The sequence below is a fragment of the Candidatus Avelusimicrobium sp. genome (assembly GCF_056976295.1).
In genome coordinates this window covers 87,734-100,271 of record NZ_DBMCTG010000001.1, presented here as the reverse complement: position 1 = coordinate 100,271, position 12,538 = coordinate 87,734, and the positions used below count along the sequence as shown (strand labels likewise).

The following is a 12,538-nucleotide window of genomic DNA, read 5'->3' as shown; positions in this document are numbered from 1 at the left end:
ATGCGGGAGTTTAGGGAAACTATTTCACAACAAGACGCCCAGGCGGAGAAATCTTCCGCCTGGGTGCGTGTTAAAACGGTGTTCTGTGGCGCGGCTCGGTTCGTGTTTTTGCTCGCCTGTTTGTTGGGTACGGCTTGGCTGATGTACCAAAGTTATCCCAACAAATCTCAGCATTTCCTGGCTTGGTTTGCTTTGGCACCGTTTATTTGGGGAGTGGCTAAAATTAAGGGATTTTGGTCCTCCTTTTTTTATGGTTGGCTGACAGCCCTTTTGTTTAACGCGGGGATTTTGTATTGGATTTATTACACCTGTTTGCACGGGGGCGGACTTTCTCAGGGGTTATCTGTGGCGGCTTGGTTGGGGTTAAGCGGCCTTTTGGCGGTGCAATTTGGTATTTTGGGCGGAGCCTGTTACTTTTTAAAACGCACCGGGGGCTTTTTTCCGGTACTAGTGGCCTGCGGGGTAGTGGCTTTGGAGTGGCTACATCAGACGGTGGCCTTTTACTTTTTAGGTTTTCCGTGGATTATGTTGGGTTATACCCAATGGAACGCGCCGGAAATTCTGCAAATTGCTTCTTTTACGGGCGTATATGGTGTTAGTTTTGTGGTGTCCTTTGCGGGAGCCTCTATCGGGTGGGCGTTTGCCGAGCCTGGCGTAAAAAAGGGTGTACTGCATATGTTGGCGGCGGCCTTGGTGTTTGCCTGTGTGTATGGTTACGGGCATAAGGCGTTGCCCGCTAAACCGCTTGGCGAAATGCGCCAGCCGCTTTTAAGTTTAAATACCGCTCTTATTCAACCCAATATAGACCAGTACAAAAAATGGAGTCCGCAGTACGAGGCTGAAATCACCGATACCCTGGAACAGTTGGGGAAAAACTTGGAAGGCAAAAATTTAATGCTCGCCGTCTGGCCGGAAAGTGCCGTGCCCGGTGCGCTGGCTGAGGAAAAATATACCCGCTTGTTTGAAGATATTGCCGCCCGCTCCGGGGCGTACCAGTTTATCGGCTCTAATATAGAGCACGAAACAAATCAATATGTGGGGGCTTATTTGCTCCCACCCAATGCGGCAGAGTGGCAGAATTACCGCAAAATAAAACTCGTGCCGTTTGGGGAATATATCCCGCTGGAAAACCTTGTCCGTTCGGCTTTTAAAAATGTGGAAGTGTTGGGGGAACTGGGGGCGTTTACGCCTGGCCCGCGCGAACAAAAGCCGTTAGATGTTGCCGGGGTGTCCGTGGGGGAAACGATTTGCTACGAAAGCATTTTCCCGCAGTTGTGGCTTGCCCAAAACCGCCAAGGGGCAAAATTTTTTGTGAACATAACAAATGATGCCTGGTTTTTTAAAACAGCCGCGCCGTATCAGCATTTAGCCGTAAATGTGCTGCGCGCGGTGGAAACAGGCCGCCCGGTGCTCCGCGCCGCCAACACGGGTTTTTCGGCTTATATTGACCCGTTTGGCCGCATTGAAAAACAGTCGGGTTTGTTTACGCAGGAAATTTTAACGGCCTCCGTACCGCTTGCGGTAGGGGACAGCCAAAACTTTTATACGCAGTTTGGCGACTGGTTTGCCTGGCTGTGCGCGGCGCTGTTCTTTACGCTGCTGATTTCAACAATGGTTTTCGCTTATGAATAATATTGAATTTAAAGATGTGGAACAAATATTGGACAATCTTTCCGCCCGGGTGGACAAGATAGAATCCATAGATGATATCCCCGGCAAAAAACAGGAACTGGCCGCCTTGCAGGCGCAGTCGGCGGACCCGGCCTTTTGGAACGATACCAAAAAGGCCAAGGACGTTAGCCGCCAAATTGATTTATTAAAAACCTCTATTGACACCTTTTACGCACTCCATAAAAAAATGGAGGACGGCAAAACCTGGTTTGACCTGTGTAAAGAAATGCAGGACCAAAACGAACTGGCCGCTTTGGCGGTTTCGTTGCAGGAAACTGAAAAACAGGTGGCTAAAAAAGAGGGCGAAATCCGCCTGTCTGACCCAAACGATAAACTAAATGCCATTTTGACAATTCACGCCGGGGCAGGTGGTACGGAATCGTGCGATTGGGCGCAAATGTTGGTGCGTATGTACACGCGCTGGGCCGAACAACACGGCTTTAAATTTTCCGTTTTGGATGCGCAACCCGGCGACGAAGCCGGCATCAAAACACTTTCCGCTATGGTGGAAGGCCCCTTCGCGTACGGTTATTTAAAAGGAGAAAACGGCGTACACCGCTTGGTGCGCGTGTCTCCCTTTGACGCTAATGCTCGCCGTCATACTTCTTTTGCTTCGTGTGATGTCTTGCCGGATATTGACGAGGATATTAATATTGAAATTCCGGAAAAGGATATCCAGTTGGAAACTTCCCGCGCGGGCGGCCACGGCGGACAAAACGTAAACAAGGTGGAGTCTGCGGTGCGCCTTTTGCATATTCCTACCGGCATTGTAGTTTCCTGCCGTATTGAGCGCAGCCAGTTGCAAAACCGCCAAACGGCTATGAAAATGCTCAAAGCCAAACTCTACGAAATGGAAATGGATAAAAAACGCGGCGAAGCCGAAAAACGCTACGGACAAAAAGGCGAAATTGCTTGGGGCCACCAAATCCGTTCGTATGTGTTTATGCCATATCAGTTGGTAAAGGACTTGCGCAGCGGGTATGAAACCTCCCAAATCAACGCAGTAATGGACGGCGATTTGGACCCGTTTATTTTTGCCTTTTTAAACCACGAAGCCGAAAATAAAAAATAATGACGACCGGCCTTTACATACATATCCCGTTCTGCAAACAAAAATGCAATTATTGCGATTTTGCCTCCTTTGCCGGACGGGAAAATTTAGTTTCTGCTTATTTGGAAGCCTTGGATAAATCTGCCTCCGTATCTCCCGCGCGAAAATACACTACGTTGTATGTCGGCGGGGGAACACCCAGTTTGCTCTCTGCCGGCCAGTTGGAAGAGTTGTGCGGTCTGATTGCCCGCCACTTTGGCCCGGTTTCCCATTTTGAAGAAAGCACCATAGAGGCCAACCCGGAAAGTTTAACCGCGGAAAAGTTGTCTGTTTTAAAGCGTGCGGGGTTTAGCCGTATCAGTATGGGGCTTCAAAGTTTTAGCGATATGGAACTGAAAACCTTGGGGCGCGTGCATACAGTACAAACTTTTTTGTCGGCTTATCAGGCCGTGCGCCAGGCCGGATTTGATAATATTAACGTAGATTTGATAGCCGGTGTGCCGGGGCAAAAATTGCAAAGTTTTTTGGACGGGTTAAAAAAATTAACCGCCTTGCGCCCGGAGCATTTATCCGTTTACGGTTTGCAAATAGAAGAGGGCACCCCTTTTTTTGAACGCGGAATCGTGTGCGACCAAATGTTAATGCGCCGTATGCTGGAAGCGACGCACACCTATTTGCAAGAAGCGGGATATCATCATTACGAAATTTCCAACTTTGCCTTGCCCGGTCGGGAAGCCAAGCATAACACCTCTTATTGGCATAACTGCGAATACTTGGGGCTAGGCAGCGGCGCCGCCAGTTATTTGGGCGGGGTGCGCAGCCAAAATACGGACGATATTACCGAATTTATTGCCCGAATAAACGCAGGCCAAAGCCCGGTGGTATATCGTGAAAAATTGGAAGGGAAGGAACACGAAGGCGAAAATTTGATGCTGGGTCTGCGGCTGCTGGACGGGATAGAATTGACACCGTTGCAGGAGCAACTTTTTGGCAAAGAAATTGAAAAACATATTCAAAACGGACTTTTGGAGCGGGCAGAAAAAAAGGTAAAATTAACAATAGAGGGGTTATTTTTAGCCAATGAAGTTTTTTATAGTTTTGTGGCCCCGTTTGACGAATGAAGATTACTCCCGTACAAACCGATATTTTTAAAGAATCTGCAGATTTGCCTGCTTTTATTGTGCATCATATTCCGTCCGTGGCGGACAAAACGGTGCTGACCGTTTCGTCTAAACTCGTTTGTTTGTGGAAGGGCCTTTGTGTGCCGTACGAAAGCCGAGACCAGAAAGAAAAATTAATCCGGCAGGAAAGTGATGCGGCTCTAAAAACGCCGCTTGCGTGGCTGACCTTAAAGAGCGGTATGATTATGACCAATGCCGGGATTGATGAGTCCAACGCAGACGGAAAACTGTTGCTTTTGCCGCGTGATTTGTATGCTTGTGCGGACGAACTGCGCGCAGCATTAAAAAAAGCGTGGAACGTGCAGCATTTGGGCGTGATTATTACAGACAGTATGATTTTGCCCTTGCGGGCGGGGGTTATCGGCGCGGCCGTATCGTACAGCGGGTTTAAGGGTGTAAAAGATTTACGCGGAAAGCCCGATATTTTTGGTAAAAAGTTAGACGTTACACTGGTAAATATGGCTGATTCCTTGGCGGCGGCTTGTGCGCTGACAATGGGCGAGGCCGACGAGCGGCGTCCCTTGTGCGTGGTGGAGCAGGCTCCTGTGGAATTTGTGGACCAAACAGCCCCGCAGGAAATAAAATACCCGATAGAAAACGATTTGTTTACACCGCTTTTTAAAGCGGCGAAACTAATAAAATAAGGAGAAACAATGATTAAGAATATGCTAGGCGAATTTAAAAAATTCGTAATGCGCGGCAACGTGATTGATATGGCTGTCGGTATCATCATTGGCGGTGCGTTTACCAAAATTGTCAACTCTATGGTGGCTGATGTAATGATGCCGCCTTTGGGGCTTTTAATGGGCAAGGTAGATTTTTCCAACTGGTTTATCGTCATTAAAGACGGTTCCCAAGTGCCTGCTCCGTATGCTTCTTTGTCTGCGGCCCAAGCCGCCGGTGCGACCACGCTTAATGTGGGCAACTTTTTAAACGCGGTAATCAGTTTCTTGATTGTGGCCTTTTGTATTTTCCTGCTGATTAAACTGATTAACAAATTGGATAATTTGAAAAAGACGGAAGAACCGGTTGCCGCTCCCACCACTAAAAAGTGTCCGTTCTGCTGCTCGGAAATTCCGCTGGAAGCCACCCGCTGCCCGCATTGTACTTCCGAAATCAAATAGCATTTGTTTGACTCTTTATTTTTACCGCCCCGGTTTTCGCCGGGGCTTTTTGTTGTTATTAAAATGGAGAACAGGCTAAACTGCCGCCCGCAGGGTGCCGCCTGGTTGGCAAGAGCGGAAATTCAGGGTGACGGAAAAAAATGTGGTTTCGCGGTTTACTGTCCAAGGGTTGTGTTTGTTTTTTCTTTTTGTTAAAATTTAGATATTGAAGAACGGATACACTCCGTATGTACCTTCCGTAAAAAAATACATATAAATGGCTATTTTAAGCATTTAAAAGAGGGTTAAAAATGAAAAAAATCACACTTATCTCCGCCTGTATGCTGTTATTTACAGCCGTCAATGCGGAGCAGATGCAGTTTGTAACCACAATGTCCGCCCCGGTGGGTAACTTTGCCCGCTTGGACGCGGCAGATCCTACACACGTTACGCGTGTGGGCAAAGACGGGGATAGTAGCAGTGGGTATCTTAACTTTTGTAATACGCGCTCTGGCGTAGGGGATATTATCATCAAAGGGGCGGGTGCGTATTTAAAAACAAATAGATATCCAAAACGGAACAACGTTGGGTAGCACCAATACACCCGAATACCGTTTAGGAGAAAACCTGAGCATTGAAAACGGCGGGACGGTAACGGCTGGGCGCATTATGGCGAATGATGTTACGTTTAAAGATACGAATTTCCATAAGAGTAACGTAACAAACGCCATTTACGGAAACGACGTAGCCGTAATGGGTGGAAAAGCCGATAATATGGAGATTTCCGGCACCGCCAAGATAAACAAAAGCGCGCAGAACGCGGCAAACTTGGGGCAGGAACTTTGGTGGGATAACCGCTATCAAAACGACTATGATTCGGCGGGCAGTAAAAAGGAAAATGGCAAAACCTATACCTCATTTTTGCTTAAAAGCAAAACGCCCGGGTGTGATAATTCCGGCGAGTCCGCTTGCGTGAATAGCAAAGGTTCTTGGGATAGTTCTTCCTGTGAGTGTACTTGTCCCAGCAAGATGGTTCTCCAAAACGGGGTTTGTTTAGGTACGTTTAAACCCGAAGTAATTAATGTCGGAGTGTTAGTAGATTGCCATTATTGTCCGGGCGATTTCGACGGAAGAAAAAAGTGCGGTACGGCTGGGGCAGACCCAAATCATTGCTATCATGGGTGGGATTTTAATGGCTCGCAAGGATGTGACCGGGCTTGTTCTGGTGTGGCAGTAAATTTTTATACTTTTTATAAAGGGGGATATTTGGAACTGTCGCCTAAAACTGGCACGTCGTCTGCACGGTATTTGTGGTGGAAGGGCGGTACGGTAATTGGTGGGCAAATGTATAGATATTCTGGCGGTTCTATGCCTAATTGTTACAGTTCTGATTATCAATCCCTTTGTGATAAAAATTGTACTCTTGGGTCTGGCTCCTGCTCCTATAAATGTTTGATTTCCAAAACAGATAATGGGTGCGCTAATGGCTATTATACATATAGTGGTGGGTGTGGAAAATCTTCCAATAATGCCTCCGGCACAGGCAAAGTGCTTACTTGCGTAGCCAATAATTAAAAGTTAAGTGTAATTTTTAGCCCCTCCGCTAAAAACGGAGGGGGCTTTTCTATCGCTTGCATAAAATCCCCGTATTTTTTACACTACAAGTATGATTTATTTTGCACATCGCGGCGCGTCACAAGAGCGCGTTCAAAATACTTTATCCGCTTTTTCCCGTGCGCGGGAACTCGGCGCCACCCGCTACGAGTTGGACGTGCATTTGTCAAAAGACGGCGCTTTGCTCGTTCACCACGATTATTCTTTACTTTCCACCGCGGGAGAGGATGCCTTGTTGGGAGCATTGACCGTGGCAGACCTTAAAAAATATCCGCTGATAAACCGGCTAACCAAAGAAAGTGTTTTTGTACCGCAGTTGCAAGAGGTTTTGCCTGTGGTGCGCCCGCAACTCTCGTGCCTAAACATTGAACTTAAAAACGATAATAACCGCTACCCCGGGTTGGAAACCGCTGTACTATCGTGTCTGCACCAAGCGGCCCCGGATATTTTGCCAAAAACGCTGTTTTCCAGTTTTGATTATGACACCCTTGTACGGTTGCGCAAATTGGATAAAAACGCGCGTATCGGCCTGTTGACGCGGTTTTTTGACGTTTCCAAGGCCCTTGCGCTGGGGGCGGAAAGCGTGCATATGAATTATACGCGCTTTACCCCGCAAATTGCCCACGCGTGCCACGAAAACGGCCTGAAAGTTTACTTATATACGGTAAACGACCCGCTGCTTGCCACCCGTTTGGCGGAGGCGGGCGCAGACGGCATTTTTACCGATTGCATTGGGGCGTTTGTAAAGTAACAAGCAAGAGTCCTCTCAATATAAGCAGGCTGTTGGCTTTTTTCTGCCTTAAAAAACCGCTCCGTTTTTTCGGGGCGGTTTTTGCATAAGCCTAATTTTAATAATCGTAGCCGTAGGAGTTGCTCGTGTCCTCGGTGGAGGTTTCCGCCGAGCCTTGCATACCGTAATACTCTTCGGGCGTGTAGCGTTTGGGTTTGTTCCACAAGCGTTTTTCCTTTTTGTAGTCCGCCGCGCTGGGTTGGCCCGGAACCTTGGGCTGTTGGCGGTCGTCAAAGAAATAAATGGTTTTATCTTGCTCCGGCCCGACATTAAAGATATATTCGGACTCAATGTTCGGGGCGGTTTCGCGGCGTTCCTTGCCCGCTTCCTGGGATAAATCTTCCATATAATCTTCTTCCGTCAAATAAATTTTACGGTTGTATTTTTCCTTCTTTTTTTGGTTGGTGTTGCACGCCGCCATAAGGCCCGCACACAAAACAAAAATCAGACAAATAGAAAGTTTTTTCATATAGTCTCCTTAAATTTTCCTTTCCCCAGATAGTACAATGTTTTCCAGTAAAACTGCAAGCGTTACCGGGCCGACCCCGCCGGGAACCGGCGAGTAGGATACCCCGTGTGCTTCCAACTGCGCCGGGCTGGCATCTCCGCACAAGCGGCCGTCTGCCCAGTTGGTTGAAATGTCAATGACCACCGCCCCGGGGCGTAGCCAATCTGCCTGCAACAGGCCGGGTTTGCCCGCGGCGGAGCAGACCAAATCAGCATCTTTTAGGGCGCGCGGTAAATCGGTTTTGGTGTGGCAAATTTTTACGGTTGCATTTTTGCAAGTGAGCAAATGCGCCAGCGGTCTGCCCACCGTACTGGAACGCCCAATGACAGCCGCTTCGGCCCCCGCCAATGGAATTTGATGATATTCCAGCAAGCGGATAACCGCCATAGCCGTACACGGAGCAAAGCCTTTTAAGGCTAAAATTTCCGGCCACGTTTTGCACAGAAACAAATTGCCAGCGTTGATGTTGGACATTCCGTCAATATCTTTTTGCGGGGCCAATAAATCGGCATAGGGGGTGGCGGCCAAATGCGCGGGAAGCGGACGCGGAATTAAAATCGCATCTACATTTTTATCGGCAGATAAATTTTTGACCAAGGCTAAAAATTCTGCTGCCGGGGTTTGGTTATCCACCTCAAAAACTTTTGTATCTACACCCAATTCTTGGGCGGCGGCGACCTCTTTTTTCAGGTACACATACGCTCCATAATCTTCGGTGGAGCCAATCGCGCGCAGACATATCGGACGGCCTAATTTTTGGCGCGCAACTTCGGCCCTTTGGGGTAAGGGCTGGCGGATTTGAGCGGCTAATGTGCGTCCTTCTAAAATCATATGTATTATTTTAGCAAATTAGGCGGCTTTATTCGTGTGAAGTCCTAATAATGGGCAAAAAAACAGGGCAACACTACAAAAAAGGTGTCGCCCAAGTAATCGTAAGAGCGCGGCTAATTGGCGGCCTGCAAGGTGCGGCCCGTAATACTTTTATAAAAAGGAGCAACACCGCAAAAACAGTATTGCTCCACCAATCAAAAGAGCGCGGAAAATCTCCGCGGCCTGGAAGGCCTATTCTTCGTCAATTTTCAGCATAGCCACAAAGGCTTCTTGCGGAATATTCAAACTGCCGATAGACTTCATACGCTTTTTACCTTCCTTCTGTTTTTCCAACAATTTGCGTTTGCGGGAAATATCGCCGCCGTAACACTTGGCGATAACGTCTTTGCGGAAGGCGGGAATCGTCTCGCGGGCAATCACTTTTCCGTTGATAGCGGCCTGTACGGCAACCTCAAACTGTTGGCGGCCGATAAGTTCCTTTAATTTGGCGCATAAGGCACGGCCCATAGTTGCGGCTTTATCTTTGTGTACCACGACGGAGAGCGCATCTACCGCCGTACCGTGGAGCAGAATTTCCATTAATACCACATCGGAACTGCGGAAGCCGGCAACCTCGTAATCAAAGGAGGCGTAGCCCTTGGAAACGGATTTCAACTTATTGTAAAAGTCTATAACCATTTCACCCATCGGCATTTCGTACTTGATGATTACGCGTTGGTTGGACAAATGGTCCATACTCATAAAGGTACCGCGTTTTTCTTTCAGCAGAGTCATCACTCCGTCCATAAATTCCACCGGGGTAACGATAGTAATGTGGATAACGGGTTCTTTGATATCAATGATATCGCCGTATGGTGGAAAGTTGGCCGGGTTATCAATGATTTTATAGCCCGGATCGTCCGGCGCATCCGGCAGGGCGGAAAGTTCCTGCGGGTGCGATTTGCGCGGGGTAAATTTAACGTGATACACCACGTTGGGGCTGGTGGCAATCAGGGATAAATTAAATTCACGTTCCAACCGCTCCTTTACAATTTCAATGTGCAAAATGCCCATAAAGCCCAAGCGGAACCCAAAACCCAAAGCCTTGGAAGTTTCGCTCTGGTAGTGAAAGGACGAGTCGGAAAGATTTAGTTTTTCAAGTGCCTTACGCAGGAGCGGAAAGTCCGTTGTTTCCACTGGGAAGATGCTGGCAAACACCACAGGCTTGGCGTCGGCATAGCCGGGGAGTGCTTTGTCTGCGGGGCGTTCGGCTAATGTAACGGTATCGCCCACTTTTACCTGGTGTATATCTTTAATGCCGGCTACCAAATAGCCTACTTCTCCTGCGGAAAGTTCTTTGTCTTTATGCAGTTGCTTGGGCGTCATATAGCCCAGTTCTTCAATTTTATAGGTAGTGCCGGAGGACATAAATTTGATAATTTGGCCCGGCTTGACGGTCCCGTCCACAATGCGCACATACATAATTACACCGCGGAACGGGTCGTAATACGAGTCAAAAATAAGTGCGCGCAAGGGATCGTTCGGGTCGCCCTGCGGAGCGGGAATATCGGTAATAATACGGTCCAACAGGTGTTCTATCCCCATACCTGTTTTTGCGCTGACGCGCTCGGCTTCAATCGGCTCTTTTAAAATATCCCATAATTGTTCTTCTGAGGTGTCCGCATCCGATTGGGACAAGTCCACCTTGTTCATTACCGGGATAATTTTCAGCCCCAGGCTTTGCGCCAAATGCGCGTGTGCCACGGTTTGCGCTTCCACGCCTTGCGAAGCATCTACCAACAATAAAACTCCCTCACAGGCGCGCAGGGAGCGGGCCACTTCGTAGGAAAAATCTACGTGGCCGGGGGTGTCAATAAGATTTAAAATATAATCTTTGTATAAAATGCGTACCGCTTTTGCTTTAATGGTAATCCCGCGCTCGCGTTCCAAGTCCATACCGTCTAGCAGTTGGGCTTGCATTTTACGCTTCGGCACGGTGCCGGTATCTTCCAAAATGCGGTCGGATAGGGTTGTTTTGCCGTGGTCAATATGGGCCACGATAGAAAAGTTACGAATCTTCATTTTTGTTATTATCAATTAATTGCCGGATTTCAGCCGAACTGCCCATTAACAGGGCGGCTTGGGCCAAATCGGAACAGTTTTCAAAATTTAAATTGCGTATGTTGTTTTTTACGCGCAGATACATACGCGGCGTGACGGAAAGCGCATCTACCCCCAAGCCCAACAATACAGGCAACATCCGGGAATCGGCGGCGATTTCCCCGCAGATGCAAACCCGTTTGTTACGTTTATGGGCGGTTTGGATAATTTGGTTTATCGTACGCGCCACGGCGGGGTGGCAGGGGTCGTACATATGGGCGACTTCCTGGTTCACGCGGTCCACCGCTATTAGATATTGTATCAAGTCATTAGTGCCAATGGAAATAAAATCCAGTTCCCCAATCATTCCATCCAAGGCGATGGCGGCTGCGGGGACCTCAATCATTGCGCCCAAGGCCACGCGGTTTAAAGGTTTTTTGCCTTTGGATTCCAACTCTTTTAATACCTCGTTAAAGGCTTTGCGGACGTGGCGGACCTCCTCTACCGTAGAGACCATTGGAATCATTATTTTTACTTGCGCCGGCACTTCGCAGGCCGTTCGTACAATAGCGCGCAACTGTGTATAAAGCAACTCCGGGTTCTTTAAAAATAAACGGATTCCGCGGCAGCCCATAAAGGGGTTGGCGTCTTTATCAAATTCATCTAACGGAAAATCGGGCATTTTATCCGCGCCTAGGTCCGCCAGCCGGATAGCCGTAGGGCGCATATCAAAGCGTTTTAAAACCGCCAAATACATACGGTATTGGTCGTCCTCGGTAGGCGGCGTAGGTGTATTCATATACAAAAATTCCGTGCGTAACAGGCCTAAACCGTCGGTAATTAAACGCTTGTTTTCTTTGTTATCGGTGCGCGGGTCGTAATTGACGTAGAGTTTTACCCCGCGTCCGTCCTGCGTGATGACAGGCAGGTGGTTAATGGTTTTTAAAAGCGCATCTGTCTTTTTTATTTCGCGTTGGATTTTGCGGTAATTGGCTAGTGTGTAGCGGTCCGGATTGATAACCAAAAGGCCGTTTTCCCCGTCAATAATCAGGGTGTCACCGTTTTTTACATCTTTGGAAGCGGTTGATAGCCCAACCACGGCGGGTAAATTTAAACTTTGTGCCAAGAGCGCGGTATGGCTCGTCTTCCCGCCGACGTCGGTACAAAAGCCGATCACCTGGTTTTCCTGTAAGTTGATGGTGTCTGACGGGTACAAATTGTGCGCCACGAGCAAGGAGGGCTTATTGATAGAGGCCAAAAATTCTCGTTTTCCGCCCTCTAAATTGTTTACTAAACGCTTACCTACGTCAAAGATATCGTTCCGGCGTTCTTTAAAAAACGGATCCTCTATTTTATCAAAGGCGGAGGCTAACTCTTGCAAAGTAAGAAAAAGCGCAGCCTGGGCGGACAGGTGTTCTGTACGGATTTTTTTAGCAACTGAATCTTTTAACGCCGGATCCTGTAAAATCAGTTTGTGGGTGGACATTAAATTAGCATATTCCGCCCCTAAGGTGGAGAGAACTTTCTTTTCACACGAGTCCAACTCGTCCAATGTTTTTTGCATAGCGTGAAGCATTTTTTGCAGTTCTGTTTTTACTTCGGCAGGTTCAATATACTGCCGCGACACCGCAAAATTATCTCCGGGCAATAATACCGCCGGACCAATAGCCACACCCGGGCTGGCGGCAATGCCTTTTAGCACTAGCATAC

General features: G+C 48.1%; 12 protein-coding genes. 8 read left to right on the top strand and 4 right to left on the bottom strand.

The window, feature by feature from the left end; all coding sequences use genetic code 11:
- From lnt to ACZOTW_RS00415, 8 genes are all read left to right on the top strand, one after another.
- Nucleotides 1-1,632, top strand: coding sequence for an apolipoprotein N-acyltransferase (gene lnt, locus ACZOTW_RS00450; RefSeq protein WP_483997187.1), 1,632 nt, complete (start codon nucleotides 1-3; stop codon nucleotides 1,630-1,632).
- Entirely contained in the window at nucleotides 1,625-2,743 is a 1,119-nt protein-coding gene (gene prfB, locus ACZOTW_RS00445; protein WP_177746482.1) for a peptide chain release factor 2, read from the top strand. The genes lnt and prfB overlap by 8 nt, the downstream gene beginning before the upstream one ends.
- The gene (gene hemW, locus ACZOTW_RS00440) at nucleotides 2,743-3,843 is read left to right on the top strand and encodes a radical SAM family heme chaperone HemW (RefSeq protein WP_483997186.1); all 1,101 of its coding nucleotides are present in this window, start codon (nucleotides 2,743-2,745) and stop codon (nucleotides 3,841-3,843) included. Before prfB ends, hemW begins: the two co-directional genes overlap by 1 nt.
- Nucleotides 3,840-4,547 (top strand): coenzyme F420-0:L-glutamate ligase, encoded by a 708-nt coding sequence (locus ACZOTW_RS00435; protein WP_483997185.1) that lies wholly within the window; start codon nucleotides 3,840-3,842, stop codon nucleotides 4,545-4,547. Before hemW ends, ACZOTW_RS00435 begins: the two co-directional genes overlap by 4 nt.
- A gap of 21 nt (nucleotides 4,548-4,568) precedes the next feature.
- Entirely contained in the window at nucleotides 4,569-5,027 is a 459-nt protein-coding gene (gene mscL / locus ACZOTW_RS00430) for a large conductance mechanosensitive channel protein MscL (RefSeq protein WP_428057395.1), read from the top strand.
- A gap of 290 nt (nucleotides 5,028-5,317) precedes the next feature.
- The gene (locus ACZOTW_RS00425) at nucleotides 5,318-5,599 is read left to right on the top strand and encodes a hypothetical protein (RefSeq protein WP_483997184.1); all 282 of its coding nucleotides are present in this window, start codon (nucleotides 5,318-5,320) and stop codon (nucleotides 5,597-5,599) included.
- Entirely contained in the window at nucleotides 5,592-6,581 is a 990-nt protein-coding gene (locus ACZOTW_RS00420) for a hypothetical protein (RefSeq protein WP_483997183.1), read from the top strand. The genes ACZOTW_RS00425 and ACZOTW_RS00420 overlap by 8 nt, the downstream gene beginning before the upstream one ends.
- A gap of 91 nt (nucleotides 6,582-6,672) precedes the next feature.
- Entirely contained in the window at nucleotides 6,673-7,371 is a 699-nt protein-coding gene (locus tag ACZOTW_RS00415; RefSeq protein ID WP_483997182.1) for a glycerophosphodiester phosphodiesterase, read from the top strand.
- A 97-nt stretch (nucleotides 7,372-7,468) separates the two neighbouring features.
- Here ACZOTW_RS00415 and ACZOTW_RS00410 read toward each other — a convergent pair whose 3' ends face one another.
- From ACZOTW_RS00410 to ptsP, 4 genes are all read right to left on the bottom strand, one after another.
- On the bottom strand, nucleotides 7,469-7,879 hold the full coding sequence (locus ACZOTW_RS00410) for a hypothetical protein (protein ID WP_428040701.1): 411 nt from the start codon (nucleotides 7,877-7,879) through the stop codon (nucleotides 7,469-7,471).
- Nucleotides 7,880-7,888: 9 nt separating this feature from the next.
- Complete coding sequence (locus ACZOTW_RS00405) at nucleotides 7,889-8,749, bottom strand: bifunctional 5,10-methylenetetrahydrofolate dehydrogenase/5,10-methenyltetrahydrofolate cyclohydrolase (protein ID WP_483997181.1); 861 nt, start codon at nucleotides 8,747-8,749, stop codon at nucleotides 7,889-7,891.
- Nucleotides 8,750-8,980: 231 nt separating this feature from the next.
- On the bottom strand, nucleotides 8,981-10,810 hold the full coding sequence (gene lepA / locus ACZOTW_RS00400; protein ID WP_428037990.1) for a translation elongation factor 4: 1,830 nt from the start codon (nucleotides 10,808-10,810) through the stop codon (nucleotides 8,981-8,983).
- Complete coding sequence (gene ptsP, locus ACZOTW_RS00395; RefSeq protein ID WP_177747318.1) at nucleotides 10,797-12,536, bottom strand: phosphoenolpyruvate--protein phosphotransferase; 1,740 nt, start codon at nucleotides 12,534-12,536, stop codon at nucleotides 10,797-10,799. The genes lepA and ptsP overlap by 14 nt, the downstream gene beginning before the upstream one ends.
- Between the last annotated feature and the right edge of the window lie 2 nt (nucleotides 12,537-12,538).